Origin of the sequence: Methylosinus sp. (assembly GCF_036560965.1) — a bacterium.
Taxonomy (GTDB): Bacteria; Pseudomonadota; Alphaproteobacteria; order Rhizobiales; family Beijerinckiaceae; genus Methylosinus.
Map to the genome: position 1 here is coordinate 128,412 of NZ_DATBQF010000059.1, position 14,320 is coordinate 142,731.

A 14,320-nucleotide genomic window follows, 5' to 3' on the forward strand; every position below is an offset into this window, starting at 1 on the left:
TCAGCGTCCCGCATAATTGATCTTGCGCGCCTTGGCGTCGTCCCACCACCATGTCGCGGCGACGCCCGTGTCGAAGCGCGGATAGCGCTCGGGGCGGCCGAACACGTCCCAATGGGCGATCCAATGCGTCGGCTTATAATAATGCGGAATCCAATATTGGCTGGCGATCAGCACGCGGTCGAGCGCGCGGCAGATGGCGGCGAGCTCCTCGCGTGAGGTCGCGACCAGCGCCTTCTCGATCAGCGTGTCGACGACCGGATCGGCGACGCCGATGACATTCTGCGAGCCCTTGGTGCGCGCCGCCTCGGAGCCGAACATGATGCGCAGCTCCTCGCCGGGCGAATAGGCGATGCGCACGCGCTCCATGACGACGTCGTAATCATGATCGTCGAGGCGGGCCTTATATTGCGCGGCGTCGACGATGCGCATGTGTGCGTTGACGCCGATCAGCTTCAGATTCTTGATGAAGGGCTGCGTGTGCCGCTCGAACATGCTCGAGTTGTAGAGAAACTCGAATTCGAGCGGCTTGCCGTCGGGCAGGCGCAGCAGGCCGTCCTTGCGCGTGCAGCCGGCCTCGGTCAAGAGATCGACGGCCTTGCGCAGGAGAGTGCGATCCTGTCCCGAGCCGTCCGACACGGGCGGCTGGAACGGCGCCTCGAACACGTCTTTCGGCAGGCGATCGCGGAACGGCTCCAGCAGAGCGAGCTCGGCCGGCGTCGGAACGCCGACGGCCTCGAGATCGGAATTCTCGAAATAGGAGCTCGTGCGCTTATACGAGTCGTACATCAGATTGCGGTTCGTCCATTCGAAATCGAATGCGTAGCCGAGCGCCTTGCGCACGCGCGGATCGGCGAACACCGGCCGGCGAATGTTCAGGAACCAGCCTTGCGTTCCCGATATGTTGTAATCGGGAATTTCCTCGCGCTTCACGCGCCCGTCGCGAAAGGCGGGGAAGTCGTAGCCGGTCGCCCAAATGGCCGAGGTGAACTCCTCATGCACGGTGAAGGCGCCCGCCTTGAAGGCTTCGAAGGCGACATTGCGGTCGCCGTAATAGTCGAAGCGGATCACCTCGAAATTGGCCTGGCCGACATTGACGGGCAGATCCTTGGCCCAATAATCCGCCACGCGCTGGAAGGAGATATAGCGCCCGGGATCGATCGGTCCGACTTTATAGGCGGAGGAGCCGAGCGGCGGCTCCAGCGTCGTCTCGTTGAATTTATGCTTGCTGTAATAGGCTTTCGAGAAGATCGGCTGGCTCGCGACGATGATCGGCAGATCGCGGGCGCGCCCGGGCGCGAGCTTCACCACCAGCACATCATCCGCCTGCGCCGTGGCGCTGACGAGATCGCGCAGCGATTGCGAGATCATCGGATGGCCCTCGGCCTTCAGAATATCGAGGGAGAAGGCGACGTCATGCGCGGTGAGCGGCGAGCCGTCGTGAAAGCGCGCCTCCTTGCGCAGGAGGAACGTATAGGTGAGCTTGTCGGCGGAGACACGAACCGTCTTCGCCACCAGGCCATAGAGCGCGTCGCGCTCGTCGAGGCTGCCGGCCATCAGCGTGTCGTAGACGAGGCCGACGCCCGCCGCCGGATTGCCGCGCAAAATATAAGGGTTGAGCGAGTCGTAGCTGTTCTTTTCCGGCGGCGGCGGCTCCATCACCAGCGTTCCGCCCTTGGGCGCGTTGGGGTTCACATAGGCGAAATGCGGAAAATCCGGCTGTTCGGCGAGCTCGCCGAAGATGGAGAGGCCATGGCTCTCGGTCTCGCCCGGCTCCGCCTCGGCGAAGGCGGGGCGGATCGCCCATCCGGGCGCCGCGAGGCTGGCGAGGCTCGAGAGGGCGGCGAGCGCCCGGCGGCGCGTCACGGGAAGAAAATTTCGGGTTTCGGCCAAAGGGGTCTCTCGCTTTCGGAGCGGCGTTTCGGACGCGAGCGCAGCGGCGCCGCGAATCCCGCGATTATGTCGGATTTTCGGGACGAAGCCATATGAGATTGCGGCCGCTTCCCCTATGACGCGCAAGCCGGGGCCGCGGTTCCGCCCTTTGTGGGACCGCGCCGGATACGCGGGGAAAGCGCCGGTTTTCGGGCAGCGCGACCGCTGCCGGCGGGGCCCGGAGCAATTTGCGCGACGCGGATATTGTGTCCCCCGGCCCAGGCGCCGTATTCGATGGCCTCTTTCGTATCGCGTCGGGAGCGCAGCCAAGATGACCAGAGAGCCCCGCCCGTTTCGTAGCCGAGCCTTCATCGACGGCGCCTTCGTCGGCGCCGACAATGGCGCGACCTTCGCCGTTCGCGATCCGGCTACGGGCGCGGTATTGGCGGAGGTCCCGGACATGGGCGCCGCCGAGACGCGCAGAGCGATCGAGGCCGCAGAGCGCGCGCTGCCCGCCTGGCGCGGCAAGCTCGCCAAGGAGCGCGCGCAAATTCTGCGGCGCCTGCATGATCTCCTGCTCGCCGATCAGGAGCGCCTCGCGCAGATCATCACGGCCGAGCAGGGCAAGCCCTTGGCCGAGGCGCGCGGCGAGATCGCCTATGGCGCGGCCTATTTCGACTGGTTCGCGGAAGAGGGCCGCCGCGTCTATGGCGACGTGATCCCGCAGCAGGCGCGCGAGAAGCGCATTCTCGTGTTCAAGCAGGCGATCGGCGTCACCGCCGCGATCACGCCCTGGAACTTCCCCTCCGCCATGATCGCCCGCAAGGCCGGCGCGGCGCTGGCCGCCGGCTGCACGATGGTGGTGAAGCCCGCCGAGCTGACGCCGCTCTCGGCGATCGCGCTCGCCGAGATCGCCCAGCGCGCCGGCGTGCCGGACGGTGTGCTCAATGTGGTGACGACCAATGACCCCGCCAGCGTCGGCGCCGAGCTGACCTCCAACTCCGCCGTGCGCAAGATCACCTTCACCGGCTCGACCGAAGTGGGGAAAATTCTTCTGCGTCAGGCGGCGGAGACTGTGCAGAAATGCTCGATGGAGCTCGGCGGCAACGCCCCCTTCATCGTCTTCGCGGACGCCGATATCGATCTCGCGGTGAAGGGCGCGCTGGCGACCAAATATCGCAACAGCGGCCAGACCTGTGTCTGCGCCAATCGCTTTCTCGTGCAGCGCGACGTCGCCGAGGCCTTCGCCGCCAAGCTCGCCGAGGCGGCGTCGAAGCTGAAGGTCGGGCGCGGCGTCGATCCCGGCGTCGTCATCGGCCCGCTGATCGAGGAGGCGGCCGCCGAGAAAGTGGAGCGTCTCGTCGCCGACGCCCGCGCGCGCGGCGCCAAAGTGCTGACCGGCGGCGCGCGCCATGCGCTCGGCGGAACATTCTTCTCGCCGACCGTGCTCTTCGACGTGCGCCCGGACATGCAGATTTTCGAGGAGGAAATTTTCGGCCCGGTCGCCGCGATCACGCCGTTCGCGGATGAGGAGGAGGCGATCCGCCTCGCCAATTCGACGCATTACGGCCTCGCCGCCTATTTCTACAGCCGCGACATAGCGCGCGTGTTTCGCGTCGCCGAGCAGCTCGAATTCGGCATGGTCGGCGTCAACGAATCGCTGATGTCGAGCGAGGCTGCGCCTTTCGGCGGCGTGAAACAGTCGGGCATGGGACGCGAGGGCTCCAAATACGGCATAGAGAGCTATCTCGAGATCAAATATGTCTGCCTCGGCAATATGTGAGGCGCTCAGCCGTCGCGGTTCGGCGTGCCGAGCGCATGCACGTCGGGCGCGAGCGTCATATTGTCGACGTCTCGCATTATGCGCTCGCCAGCGTGGCGCGCATTTTCTTCATCAATGCGTCAGCCACAGGCGTAGCGATGTGGCGAAGCGCGTGGCGAAAGAGAGAGACCCGCGCGCGGGCCTCTCTGGCCCGCTGACGACGGACGCGTCCGCCATTCGCGGAAGGCGGAGCGCGGCATGCGTCTCGAGCCAGGCGCAATCCTCGTCGACGAGCGCCTTCAGCGGCGCGCGTTGCGCGCCCTCTATGCGCGCGCGATCCTGCTCGCGCGGCGGCGCGGAGATGGCGAGAGCGCGGAGCAGCGCCGATCGCGCGAGCGATAGGCTCGCATGCTTGAACAGCTCGCCGCGCGATCGGACGCCGGGACTCGGCGCCGCCTCATTGACGCGGCGCAAAGTCTCCAGCACCGAGGCGCCGAAATCCGTGTTGGCGAAATAGCGTTTCGCCGAGGGCGGCGCGCCGTCGAAATGAAGCAGGTCGCTCCACAGCGCGCCGATGACATTCTGAGATTCTCGAAAGGGCAGCGCCGACACCGCATCGTCGCCGAACACGGCGCGCCAACGCCGGATCGTCTCGGCGTAACGGCAATACCAATTGTCCGGGAGCAGCAGCTCGTCGACGAATTGCTCGAGCGTGACGTCGCGGCCGGAACGGATCGTGCTCGAATAGGCGGAATGGATGCGCGCTTCATGGGCGCGCAGCACAATGGCGATGCGGCAGTCGAATTCGCCGAAATCCTCGGCGAGGCGTTCTATATGGCGCGGGAAAAAGCGTGAGGAGAAATGTTCGGCGCTGAGAAGAAGGGTCGGCGCTTCGGCGCGACGAAATTCCGACTTCAACGAAGCGACGACATCTTCCCGTCGGCGCCAATGGCGCGAGAGGTCGTAATCGACCCATCCGCCCTCGCCGATATAGCAGGCGACGAGCGGCGCATGATTGGCGTTGCGTCGCTCGAAGGCGAGGCTCTGCGTCGGATAGAGAATTCCGCGCGCCGCGAGGATGCTGCGATTATCGAAGCAGAAGCGCTGGAACGATGTCGTTCCCGTCTTCTCGAGGCCGATATGAAAGATGATCCTCTTGCGCATTGTGCGCCTCGACGCGCGCGCGACCCCATCGTCGCGCCCGTGAAGCGTCGACGGTTTTTATTTCAGCGCTATTTCTGGTGTGTCGCTCATTCGATCTGCGGCGCGCTTAGAGCGCTTTCCGCTCGATCGGAATGCGCTCCGAAGAAGGAATGTCAGACGCTACCGATCCATTGAGATCGGTAGCGCTCTAACGGAAGCGTCGATAGGCGCGATGACCGCCGTAATAGCCCCAGCCATATCCCGCGCCGGCGTAATAGGGCGCGCCATAGCCATAGGGACCATAATCATAAATCGGCGCGGCATAGGTCGGCGGCGGCGGCGTGGGCAGGGGCGCGATCGACGTCGCCGCGACGAAGCCGAAGAGATCGCGCCATGCCGCATAGCACCACGATCCCTCGCAGCGCTGCACGTCGATCTGCGCATCGCGAGGAATGGATTGAACGATTTTGGCGCGGCTCGTCGGCTCGGCGCGCATGCTCGTCGATCGCGTCGTGATGGCGGGGCTCGCCGCGGCGCCGGCGATCATCGCGGCCGACAGTGCAGCCGCCAGCGCGTTGCGACGCATCGTCCTCGACTCCTCCACGCAGCGCGATCAGCGTTCCTGCGTGTTGGATAAGTCTTTCGCGGCCTATGGTCGAGTTACGGTTTCGTAATGTCGACGCGACGGCGCCTATTTCGGCGCATGCACCAGCAGACGCCCGACGCGGCGCGGATCGGCTTCGACGATCTCGAACTCCCAGCCTTCGATCGGCGCGGGCACGATCTCGCCGCGCATCGGCACATGGCCGGCGAGCGAGGCGACGAGGCCGCCGAGCGTCGTGACCTCGGCGCCGTCTTCATCGGGTGTGAAATCGACGCCGAGCCGCTGCGAGACCTCCTCGAGATCGGCTTTGGCGTCGACGAGGAAGACGCCGTCGGACACGGTCTCGATGCGCGGCTCCTCGTCGACGTCATGCTCGTCCTCGATATCGCCGACGATCATCTCGACGATGTCCTCCATCGTCACCAGCCCATGCGTGCCGCCATATTCGTCGATGACGAGCGCGAGATGGGTGTGCGTCGCCTGCATCTTCACCAGCAGATCGAGCGCCGGCATCGAGGGCGGCACATAGAGCACCGGCTTCAGCGGGGTGGCGGCGGCGAGCGCCGCCGAAAAATCGATCGCGGCCAGCGAGACGGTCGGCGCATGCTCGCTCGGCGGCGCGTCGGGCGCTCCCGCCGTCACCGGCTCGGCGCGTTCGGCGAGCGAGGCGAGATAGTCGACGAAGTCGCGGATGTGGATCATGCCGCGCGGATCGTCCAGCGTGTCGCCATAGACGGGCAGGCGCGAATGGCCGGCGTTGCGGAACAGCGCCAGAGTCTCGCCGAGCGTGGCGTCCTGCGCGACGGCGACGATGTCGGCGCGCGGAATCATCGCGTCGGCGACACGCAGATCATGCAGCGCCAGCACATTCTTCAGCAGCACGCGCTCATGCGGCGTCACATCGCCGGCGGCGCCTTCCAGCGCCTCCTCTATGTCCTCGCGCACCGAGGGCGAGCCCAGTCCGATGAGAGCGCGCAGCCGATCGACGATGCCGCTCCGCTGCTCGCGCCGCGAGGCCGAATGGTCGCCATTATCCGTCCTAGACATCGCCGTTCGATTTTCCTGTCGACGAAAGCTCCGCCACGGGGTCGGAACCTTCGTAAGGATCGCGGAGGCCGAGAGCGGCCGCTATGCGGCGTTCCAGCGCCTCCATCTCTTCGGCCTCCCGTGGAGATTGATGGTCGTAGCCGATCAGATGCAGAAATCCATGAATGAGCAAATGCGTCAGATGCGCGTCGAAGCTCTTGTCCTGCTCGGCGGCCTCGCGCGCGACCGTCTCATGCGCGATGACGATGTCGCCGAGCGCCATCCGGCGCGCGAGCGGGCCCGGCGTCTCGAAGGAGAGGACATTGGTGGGCTTGTCGATCCCGCGCCATTGCGCGTTCAATTCGCGGATCGTCGCGTCATCGGTGAAATTGACGCTCAACTCGCAGTCCTGCGCGAGCGGCGCCGCCGTCTGGGCGACGCACTCGCGCACGGTACTCTCAGTCAGCTCGTCGAGCCCGGCCTGCTGTTCCCAGCACGGCGCAGTGACGATGATGTCGATCGCGACGCTCATGGCTCTCGAGGCTTCGCCTTCTCCCGCCCGGCCGCCTCATAGGCGCCGACGATCTGCCGCACGAGGTCGTGACGAACGACATCGCCCTCGGCGAATTTCACCCAGCCGACGCCCTCTAGTCCCGAGAGCAGGCCGATCGCCTCGCTCAATCCGGATTTCTGGCCGGGCGGCAGATCGGTCTGCGAGGGATCGCCATTGACGATCATACGCGATCCGTCGCCGAGTCGGGTGAGAAACATTTTCATTTGCACGGAGGTGGCGTTCTGCGCCTCGTCCAGCAGCACGCAGGCCTTGGTGAGCGTGCGTCCGCGCATGAAGGCGAGCGGCGCGACCTCGATCATGCCGGTCTGCATGCCGCGCTCCACCATGCGCGGGTCCATGAAATCATGGAGGCCGTCATAGATGGGCCGCAGATAGGGGTCGACCTTCTCGCGCATGTCGCCGGGCAGGAAGCCCAGACGCTCGCCGGCCTCCACCGCCGGGCGCGAGAGAACGATGCGCTCGACCGCGCCCTGCTCGAGCAGCGACACCGCATGGCCGACGGCGAGCCAGGTCTTGCCCGTGCCGGCCGGCCCTTCGGCGAAGACCAGCTCATGGCGCTTCAGCTCCCGCAGATAGAGGTCCTGGGCGAGGTTTCTGGCGCGCACCGGCCCGCGCCGGCGCGTCGAAATCTGCTCGAAGACCGCGCGGCCAGCGTCCGCTTCCGGAAAGAGGCTGCCCTGACGGGCCGATTCTTGAATCGCGCCATCCACGTCGCCTAGCCCCACATTCTGGCCGAGCTGCACGCGGCCATAGAGAATCTCCAGCACGCGGCGGGCCTGGTCGCAGGCGTCGGGCCGGCCTTTGAGCGTGACATGATTGCCATTGGCGAAACAGGCGACGCCGAGGCGCCGCTCGATCTTGGCGAGATGCTGGTCATAGAGGCCGAAGACGAGCGAGGCGTAGCGATTGTCCTCGAAGGCGAGCGTCACATCCGCTTCCGGCTCGCCTGCGCGCGGCGCGTCCGGTTGTTCGAAGACCCGTCTCTCGCGGTCGAGCGTCACAGCGCGGCCTCCCTCGCATCGTCCGGGATCGTTCGGCCGGCGATGCGTCCGGCGAGCGAATTGGAGCCGGCGGCGACGATCGTCACCGGCAGCGTCTTCCCGATCAGCTCCTCGCCGCCCATCGCATGCACGGGCTGCATATAGGGGCTCTTGCCGGCGATCTGACCCTCGTGCCGGCCGGGCTTCTCGAACAGCACCTCGACCGTGCGGCCGACAGCAGCCGCGTTGAACGCCTGCCGCTGCTCCTCGACCAGCGCCTGGAGCACGGCGAGCCGCTCGGATTTGACGCTCTCGTCGATCTGATCCTCGCGCTCGGCGCCCGGCGTGCCGGGGCGCGGCGAATATTTGAAGGAGAAGGTCGAGGCGAAGCCGACCGCGCGAATGAGCGCCAGCGTCGCCTCGAAATCCGCATCTGTCTCGCCGGGAAATCCGACGATGAAGTCCGAGGAGAGCGCAATATCCGGCCGCGCCGTGCGCAGCCGCGCGACGATGTCCAGATAAAAGCGCGCGTCATGGCGTCGATTCATCGCTTTCAATATGCGATCCGACCCGGATTGCACGGGCAGATGCATGAAGGGCGCCAGCGTCGGCAGCTCGGCGTGGGCGTCGATCAGCTCCTGCGTCATGTCGATCGGATGGCTCGTTGTGTAGCGCAGCCGCGTGACGCCTTCGATACGCTCGAGGCGCTCGAACAGGCGGGGCAGGGACCAGAGCGAGCCATCCTCGCCCATGCCCTTATAGGCGTTGACGTTCTGGCCGATGATCGTGAGCTCGCGCACGCCGGCGGCGGCGAGCGCCTCCGCCTCCTCGACGATCTCGAGCGGCTTGCGCGAGACCTCGGCGCCGCGGGTGTAGGGAACGACGCAGAAGGAGCAGAATTTGTCGCATCCCTCCTGCGCGGTGATGAAGGCCGCCACGCCGCGCAGGCGCTTGCCCTCGGCCGCCGCCCGGCGCAGCGCGCGAAACTTGTCCTCGACGGCGAAATCCGTCTCCGCCACCCGCTCGCCCGCCTCGGCGCGGGTCAGAAGATCGGAGAGGCGATGATAGCTCTGCGGCCCGACGACGAGATCGACCGCGCGCTGGCGGCGCAGCACCTCCTCGCCCTCGGCCTGGGCGACGCAGCCGGCGACGACGATTCGATAATCGCGCCCCTGCGCGCCGCGCTCGGCCTTGACCTTGGCGAGCCGGCCGAGCTCCGAATAGACCTTTTCGGTCGCTTTCTCGCGAATATGGCAGGTGTTGAGCACGACGAGATCGGCCTCGTCCTCATTCGCGGCCTCGGCATAGCCTCTCGCCGCGAGCAGATCCGTCATGCGCGTCGCATCATAGACGTTCATCTGGCAGCCATATGATTTCACATAGGCTTTCGCTATTCCAGGCGCTTCCTCGGCGTGCGAGGCGGGCGCGGGCTTCGATGCGGCGTCGGAAATCTCTGTGTCTCCTCAACGGGCGGCGGGGTCTCGCGTCGAGGCGATATTACCTGCGCTTTCCCGGCCCGCAACGTCTGTCGCCGGATCGCGCGCCAAAAGGTCGCGAGCCAGCAGATCGCGGACCTTGGCCTCGGTCGCCGCGGCGAGAGCCTTGCGGTCGCCGGAGCCGGGGTCCACCGCCTCGCCCCACAATATATGACATTTTGCGCCGCCGCGCTTCATCAGGCTCCATAAATGTGGGAGAAAAGTCATATCGCCGTACCAGCCGACGTCGAACCTGCCGCCGACAAGAGCGCTTTTCCGCTCCGTATAGAGAATGGCGGCCGGCGCGAGCGTCGGCGCGGCGGCTGCGGTGGCGGCCAGCTCGCTCAGCATCGCGAAATGCGAGGCGTTGAATTTCAGCACGCCGGCGCCGTCGCTGGAGGTTCCTTCGGCGAAGACGACGATATCCTCGCCCCGTTTGAGCCGTTCGGCCAGCGCGGCGTTGACGATGGGGATCGACCGCCTGTTGCCGCGCTCGACGAAGATCGTGCCCTGGAGCCGCGCGAGAAAGCCGAGCACGGGCCAGGAGGCGACCTCGGATTTCGCCAGAAAGACCAGCGGATAGCGGCTCGCCAGAACGATGATGTCGGTCCAGGAGACATGATTGGCGACGACGAATCGCGGGCTCGAGCCGGCGAGCCGGCCTTGCTCGCGCACCTCTATGCCGATGATGGCGCACATCACGCGGCAGAAGCCGGTCTGGATGCTGTGGCGCAGCTCCCAGCGCCGCCGGCGCGCCAGCCATTGGACCGGGACGAAGAAGACGAAGGCCCCGGTCATCGCCAGGGCGAAAGCGATCGCGCGCAGATAGGGCATAGCCCTCTTTCTAACGCGCGAGCGACAGTTTCGTGACGGTCTCTGCGTCGTCGTCCGAGGTCATGCCTGATGTCATGCCGCTAAATAGGGAAAGACTGCGAGGTCACAGCTCGCATCGCATCGTCAACGCCGCCTGACGCTCGCCATCGGGGCGCTGGTAGTAATTCTCGCGGCGGCCGATCGTCTTGAAGCCCAGCCGCTCATAGACTTTCAGCGCCGCCACATTGTCCGCCGCCACCTCGAGGAAGACGAGCCGCGCCCCGCCGCGCTCGAGATTGGTGAGATGCGCGGCGAGCAGCGCCCGTCCGAGCCCGCTCCCGCGACGCGCCGGATCGACGGCGAAGGTCAAAATCTCGCCATCGGGCGGCAGCAGGCGCGACAGCGCCATGCCGCCCATCTCGTCCTTGAGCAGGCGCTCGTTCATCGCGCCGTCGGCCAGCACGATGCGGTCGGTCAAAAGGCTCTCGAAGTCGATCTTCGACCAGGGGAAGGCGAAAGAGGCCGCGTGAATCTTGGCGCAATCATAGGCGTGATCGGCGCCGATGGGCCGGATCACATAATGCGGCTTGGGGAAGAATGTCGAAAACAAGCTCATGACGCCGCCGCTCACGCTCCGGCCGGGGCGTCTTGAAGCGGGCGCTCCGAAGGCTTGGCGTCCGGCGCCTTCAGATAGAGCGGGCGGGCGGGCGCGGTCGCCGGATCGGCGACCAGGCCGAGCCGCGCGACAAAGGCGATGTCGGGAGCCGCCGCCCGGCTGGCGATCTCCGCCTCGAGGCCGGCGAGACGGGCCTCCTCCGCCAGCAGCGGCGCGCCTGAGCCGATGAGCCGCAACGGGCCGGAGCCGAGCGCCCGCAGCGCCTCATGGGCGCCGACGCGGCGGGGCGAGAGCAGCGTGCGGCCGTCCGGCCCATAGGCGGTCACATAGACATGGCCGTGGCGCGCGTCGATCGCCGCCGCCACCACGCCGTCGAAGGGGACGAGCACATAAGGCGCCGCCAGCGCCGCCAGCGTCGAGACGCCGACGATGGGCGCCTTCACGGCGAGGGCGATGGCCTGACCCGCCGCGAGACCGATTCGGATGCCGGTGAAAGAGCCCGGCCCGACGGTGACCGCGACCCGCCCGATCGACGCGAAGCCGCCGCCGGCCGCGGCGACGACGCGCTCGACGAGCGGCAGCAGCTCCTCGGCGTGGCCGCGCTCCATCGGAGCCGTCTCGCTGGCGATTGGGTCGGCGGCGCCCAGATCGAGCACGCAGGCGGAAACGGCGGGCAGCGCCGTGTCGATGGCGAGGATTCTCATTGCCGGCGGATTATGACGGGTTTCTCGCGGCTTTCAAAGCGGCCTCTCAAACCTGCTGCACGGAGGCGACCTGCGGCACGAAATGACGCAGCATATTTTCGATGCCGTTCTTGAGCGTCGCGGTGGAGGAGGGGCAGCCGGAGCAGGAGCCCTTCATCGCCACATAGACGATTCCGTCGCGAAAGCCGCGAAAGGTGATGTCGCCGCCGTCATTGGCGACCGCCGGGCGCACGCGGGTCACGATCAGCTCCTTGATCTGAGCCACAGTGTCGGCGTCGGCGGGATCGAAGAACTCCGCCGGAGCGGCCTCGGCGTTGTCGATGACGATCGGCTGGCCGGAGCTGAAATGCTCCATGATCGTGCCGAGGATGGCGGGCTTCAGATGCGCCCATTCGGCCTCGGTCTTGGTGACGGAGACGAAATCGGGGCCGAACATCACCGCCTCGACGCCGTCGATCGACAGCAGCGCGCCGGCGAGCGGCGAGGCGGCGGAGGCGGCCTCTCGGGTGCGGAACTCGCGCGCGCCCTCGGCGAGGACGGGGCGGCCGGGCAGGAACTTCAGCGTGGAGGGGTTGGGCGTGGTCTCGGTCTGGATGAACATGGGGGTCTTCTCCGCAGCGTCCGGTTCAAGGCCGGGCGATGTTTCGAGGCTTGTCTAGCACGAAATCAGCGGCGTCGCAGCAAAACGCGCGCCCACGGAAAGGGGCGGGGTCAGCGGCCGGCGCGGGGCCGGGCGCGCAATATGCCGAGCAGCGCCGCGCAATGGTCCGAGCGTCGCGCGCCCGCTTCGCCGACGGGCTCGAAATCGGAGCGGTCATAGATGAATTTGCTCGAGCCCTTGAACATCAGCAGGCCCGTCGCCGTGACGACGATGTCGCCCCTGCGCAAGGTCGGATCGTCGAGCCCAGCGTCCTCGCGGGCCGCGCGCGCCTCGACGGCGCGGTCGAGATCGGCGGCGACGCGCGATGCGAAGGCGTCGTATCGCTCACGCGCTTCGTCGATGCGCCGCAGCCATTCGACGCGCCCATCATCGACGCGCGCGGTTTCTTCGGCCGCGGCGCCATGCAGCGCCATCGCCGAAAGCCCAATGCAGAAAACGAGTCTCGTGATCGTCATGGCGTGAGAACGAAACGCGTTGCGTCGCGTCGCGCGAATAGCGATCGAACAATCGTACGTGATTCGCACGAGCGCGATTCCTGGCTACGTGTATTCCCCAGTTTGTCAATCTCCGTCGCGCCCGAATAAAGATTATGGCGCGGGTCACGTCGATCGACAGTCGGCGCAAACGTCGATCGCCGCGCATGGTTATTCCGGGGCTTTCGATGATGATCTGTCTGTCGCCGCGCGATGCGCTCGATCGCATCGCGTTCCCTGCGTCGGCGCGCGAATCCGTTCGACGCGTCGCATTTTCCTCTCGAGACGAAGGACGCCCATGATTCAGCCGCCTCCGCTGACGAGTCCGCTCGTCGACGAGTCGTCTCGTCGGATTTGTTCCATTCCGCAAGAGAGGACGAGTAGAGACGCCACGATTCACATCGTCGACGACGATGACGCCGTTCGCGACTCTCTGCACCTTCTGTTGTCGACCGACGGCTTTCGGGTCAGGTCGCATGAGAGCGCCAGCCATTTCCTCGCATCGGTCGATTCAGGGGACATGGGCTGCGTGGTGACCGATGCGCGCATGCCGGAGATGACCGGCATCGAGCTCTTGGAGGCGATGAAGGCGCGGCGCCTGTCGCTGCCGGTCGTCGTCATCACCGCCTATGCCGATGTGTCGCTCGCCGTGCAGGCGATGAAGCAGGGCGCCTTCGACTTTCTGGAGAAGCCCTTCGACAATGAGGCGTTGATCGCCTGCGTGCGTCTCGCGCTCGCCTATGAGCGGGAAGAGCAGTTCCGCGCCGCGGAGACGCAGACGATCGAGGCGCGGCTGCAGACATTGACGGCGCGCGAGAGCGAGGTGCTCGAGCGCCTGTTGCATGGCATGCCGAACAAGGTCATCGGCCGCGAGCTCGGCATCAGCGTCCGCACAGTGGAGGTCCACCGCGCCAATGTGATGCTGAAGATGAACGCCGGCAGCCTCTCCGAGCTCGTGCGCATGTCGCTCGCCGCCGAGCAGGCGCGCGGCAAAAGCTGATCTCTGCGCTCTGATCGCGGCGCGACTTGCAAAGGACGCTCCGGTCTCCGGCGCGTCCTTTTTGTTAACCATAGGCTGTAGCGCGTAGGTCACAGCGGCCAGATAAACGACGCTCGCAGCGCGGCAGGCCTTGTCTTCGCCAAAGAGACGGGGTCATTTGGGCGTGCGGCGAAGCTTCGGGAGCGGCCTGGGGCGTTGGTCGGGGGCGGCGTGGTTTTGAAGACATCTCGTATTCTCGGCGCTGGTCGTATTTTCGGCGCTCGTCGTGCTTTCAGCGCTTGTGCAGTCGCCGCCCTGCTTTCGGGCTGCAGCCTGCTTCCGGGCAGCGGCCCCTCCGGCGATGCGGTGATCAGCGCCGGCACGCCGACCGAATCGCAGCCGGAGACAGCCTTCGCCCTCGTCGAGATCGACGGCCAGGTGACCGCGGCGCTGGCCAAAAGAGGGGCGCCCGGCCTGCGCGGCTCCTTCGGCGACTATCGCCCGCCCGCCGCGCAGCCGATCGGCGTCGGCGACACTTTGCAGATCACGCTTTGGGAGGCGGCCTCCGGCGGCCTGTTCTCCTCGCCGGCGACGGATCGCTCGAGCCCCGGCTCGCGCTCCGCGGCGATCCCGGATCAGGC

At 66.4% G+C, this 14,320-nt stretch carries 14 protein-coding genes and 1 pseudogene; 3 read left to right on the plus strand and 12 right to left on the minus strand.

The features are described from left to right. Entirely contained in the window at window positions 1-1,890 is a 1,890-nt protein-coding gene (locus VIF40_RS16010; protein WP_331938508.1) for an extracellular solute-binding protein, read from the minus strand. Between the two features lie 310 nt (window positions 1,891-2,200). On the opposite strand from VIF40_RS16010, the gene VIF40_RS16015 reads away from it, so the two are divergent. After that, window positions 2,201-3,652, plus strand: coding sequence for an NAD-dependent succinate-semialdehyde dehydrogenase (locus VIF40_RS16015; protein ID WP_331938509.1), 1,452 nt, complete (start codon window positions 2,201-2,203; stop codon window positions 3,650-3,652). A gap of 111 nt (window positions 3,653-3,763) precedes the next feature. On the opposite strand, the gene VIF40_RS16020 is transcribed toward VIF40_RS16015, so the two are convergent. From VIF40_RS16020 to VIF40_RS16070, 11 genes are all read right to left on the minus strand, one after another. Beyond that, complete coding sequence (locus VIF40_RS16020) at window positions 3,764-4,795, minus strand: hypothetical protein (RefSeq protein ID WP_331938510.1); 1,032 nt, start codon at window positions 4,793-4,795, stop codon at window positions 3,764-3,766. A gap of 187 nt (window positions 4,796-4,982) precedes the next feature. Continuing rightward, window positions 4,983-5,360 carry a hypothetical protein gene (locus VIF40_RS16025; protein ID WP_331938511.1) on the minus strand — a complete coding sequence of 126 codons (378 nt, stop codon included), beginning with the start codon at window positions 5,358-5,360 and terminating at the stop codon, window positions 4,983-4,985. Window positions 5,361-5,465: 105 nt separating this feature from the next. Beyond that, complete coding sequence (locus VIF40_RS16030; protein ID WP_331938512.1) at window positions 5,466-6,425, minus strand: hemolysin family protein; 960 nt, start codon at window positions 6,423-6,425, stop codon at window positions 5,466-5,468. After that, the gene (gene ybeY / locus VIF40_RS16035; protein WP_331938513.1) at window positions 6,418-6,936 is read right to left on the minus strand and encodes an rRNA maturation RNase YbeY; all 519 of its coding nucleotides are present in this window, start codon (window positions 6,934-6,936) and stop codon (window positions 6,418-6,420) included. The genes VIF40_RS16030 and ybeY overlap by 8 nt, the downstream gene beginning before the upstream one ends. Beyond that, on the minus strand, window positions 6,933-7,979 hold the full coding sequence (locus VIF40_RS16040) for a PhoH family protein (protein WP_331938514.1): 1,047 nt from the start codon (window positions 7,977-7,979) through the stop codon (window positions 6,933-6,935). The genes ybeY and VIF40_RS16040 overlap by 4 nt, the downstream gene beginning before the upstream one ends. After that, a complete protein-coding gene (gene miaB, locus VIF40_RS16045; protein ID WP_331938524.1) occupies window positions 7,976-9,352 on the minus strand; it encodes a tRNA (N6-isopentenyl adenosine(37)-C2)-methylthiotransferase MiaB in 1,377 nt (458 codons plus the stop codon). Before miaB ends, VIF40_RS16040 begins: the two co-directional genes overlap by 4 nt. 69 nt (window positions 9,353-9,421) lie before the next feature. Next, the gene (locus VIF40_RS16050) at window positions 9,422-10,267 is read right to left on the minus strand and encodes a lysophospholipid acyltransferase family protein (RefSeq protein WP_331938515.1); all 846 of its coding nucleotides are present in this window, start codon (window positions 10,265-10,267) and stop codon (window positions 9,422-9,424) included. Between the two features lie 103 nt (window positions 10,268-10,370). Then, a complete protein-coding gene (locus VIF40_RS16055) occupies window positions 10,371-10,862 on the minus strand; it encodes a GNAT family N-acetyltransferase (protein WP_331938516.1) in 492 nt (163 codons plus the stop codon). An 11-nt stretch (window positions 10,863-10,873) separates the two neighbouring features. After that, window positions 10,874-11,566 carry a tRNA (adenosine(37)-N6)-threonylcarbamoyltransferase complex dimerization subunit type 1 TsaB gene (gene tsaB / locus VIF40_RS16060; RefSeq protein WP_331938517.1) on the minus strand — a complete coding sequence of 231 codons (693 nt, stop codon included), beginning with the start codon at window positions 11,564-11,566 and terminating at the stop codon, window positions 10,874-10,876. A 46-nt stretch (window positions 11,567-11,612) separates the two neighbouring features. After that, window positions 11,613-12,167 (minus strand): NifU family protein, encoded by a 555-nt coding sequence (locus VIF40_RS16065; protein ID WP_331938518.1) that lies wholly within the window; start codon window positions 12,165-12,167, stop codon window positions 11,613-11,615. Window positions 12,168-12,277: 110 nt separating this feature from the next. After that, entirely contained in the window at window positions 12,278-12,682 is a 405-nt protein-coding gene (locus tag VIF40_RS16070) for a hypothetical protein (RefSeq protein WP_331938519.1), read from the minus strand. 316 nt (window positions 12,683-12,998) lie between these two features. Here VIF40_RS16070 and fixJ point away from each other — a divergent pair, with 316 nt between their 5' ends. Beyond that, a complete protein-coding gene (fixJ, locus tag VIF40_RS16075; RefSeq protein WP_331938520.1) occupies window positions 12,999-13,700 on the plus strand; it encodes a response regulator FixJ in 702 nt (233 codons plus the stop codon). 210 nt (window positions 13,701-13,910) lie between these two features. After that, a pseudogene (locus tag VIF40_RS16080) lies at window positions 13,911-14,320 on the plus strand (sugar transporter); the annotation flags it as partial.

Bases quoted from the DNA above. Each gene is read 5' to 3' on its own strand.
- VIF40_RS16015 (WP_331938509.1), top strand. From the start codon at position 2,201: ATGACCAGAGAGCCCCGCCCGTTTCGTAGCCGAGCCTTCATCGACGGC.
- VIF40_RS16020 (WP_331938510.1), bottom strand. From the start codon at position 4,795: ATGCGCAAGAGGATCATCTTTCATATCGGCCTCGAGAAGACGGGAACG.
- VIF40_RS16025 (WP_331938511.1), bottom strand. From the start codon at position 5,360: ATGCGTCGCAACGCGCTGGCGGCTGCACTGTCGGCCGCGATGATCGCC.
- VIF40_RS16030 (WP_331938512.1), bottom strand. From the start codon at position 6,425: ATGTCTAGGACGGATAATGGCGACCATTCGGCCTCGCGGCGCGAGCAG.
- ybeY (WP_331938513.1), bottom strand. From the start codon at position 6,936: ATGAGCGTCGCGATCGACATCATCGTCACTGCGCCGTGCTGGGAACAG.
- VIF40_RS16050 (WP_331938515.1), bottom strand. From the start codon at position 10,267: ATGCCCTATCTGCGCGCGATCGCTTTCGCCCTGGCGATGACCGGGGCC.
- VIF40_RS16055 (WP_331938516.1), bottom strand. From the start codon at position 10,862: ATGAGCTTGTTTTCGACATTCTTCCCCAAGCCGCATTATGTGATCCGG.
- tsaB (WP_331938517.1), bottom strand. From the start codon at position 11,566: ATGAGAATCCTCGCCATCGACACGGCGCTGCCCGCCGTTTCCGCCTGC.
- VIF40_RS16065 (WP_331938518.1), bottom strand. From the start codon at position 12,167: ATGTTCATCCAGACCGAGACCACGCCCAACCCCTCCACGCTGAAGTTC.
- VIF40_RS16070 (WP_331938519.1), bottom strand. From the start codon at position 12,682: ATGACGATCACGAGACTCGTTTTCTGCATTGGGCTTTCGGCGATGGCG.
- fixJ (WP_331938520.1), top strand. From the start codon at position 12,999: ATGATTCAGCCGCCTCCGCTGACGAGTCCGCTCGTCGACGAGTCGTCT.